The sequence below is a fragment of the Saccharothrix hoggarensis genome, from assembly GCF_042678885.1.
GTDB lineage: Bacteria > Actinomycetota > Actinomycetes > Mycobacteriales > Pseudonocardiaceae > Actinosynnema > Actinosynnema hoggarensis.
On the sequence record NZ_JBHTLK010000503.1, the window covers coordinates 1 to 896 of the forward strand.

Sequence of the window (896 nt, forward strand, 5' to 3'; positions counted from 1 at the left end):
CCACCCCGGACGGTGCTGCTCGCCGCCGGGGCGGCCGTCGTGGCCCTCGGCGCGGGCGCGCTGGTGCCCGTCGTGCGCTCCGCCCTCGCCGCACCCGACTTCACCGCCGCCCTCCCCGACCTCGCTCCCCTGCCGCTGCGCGCCGGACCGGACGGCGTGCTGCGCGGCGACCTCGTGGCCGCGCCCGCCGGCGCGGGCCTCCGCTACAACGGCGGCACACCCCTGCTGAAGCTGAAGGAGGGCGACCGGGTCCGCCTAGCGTTCCGCAACGACCTCGACGCGCCGAGCAGCCTGCACCTGCACGGCCTGCCGCTGCCGCCCGCCGTGGACGCGCCACTGGACCACCTCGAACCCGGCGGCACGAGCGTGCAGGAGTTCACCGTCCCCGAAGGCACGGCGGGCACCTACTGGTACCACCCGCACGCCCACGGCGACGTGGAGCGGCAGCTGCTCGCGGGCCTCGCCGGGCCGATCGTGGTCGCCGGGCCGGCCGACCACGCCGACTGGGACGACCGGCTGCTCATGTTCACCAGGGTCGGCCGGGACATCGCCGTCAACGGCGCGGTGCGGCCGGTGTTCACGCCGAACCGCGGCCTCACCCGGCTCCGCCTGCTCAACGCCACCGCCGGCGACCACCTGCTCCTGGGCGCGGTCCGCGCCGGCGCGCGGCTGCCGCTGCACCTCATCGCCACCGACGGCGGCCTGGTCGACCGGCCGGTGGAGCTGACCGAGGTGCTGCTCGCGCCGGGCGAGCGCGGCGAGGTCCTGGTGGACACCTCCGCCGCGGGCCGGTTCACGCTCACCGCGCTGCCGTACTCGGTGTACGGGGCGGGTGGCGCGACGAGCGCCGAAGTCGGGCTGGTCGCCGCGGACGTGCCCGCCGGCCTCGCCGCCGT

1 protein-coding gene is annotated in these 896 nt (G+C 77.7%); it reads left to right on the forward strand.

The genetic code is table 11. The features are described 5' to 3' along the window. Positions 1 to 896, forward strand: an 896-nt coding sequence (locus ACFQ3T_RS36785) for a multicopper oxidase family protein (protein ID WP_380730813.1), incomplete at both ends; no start/stop codon positions are given.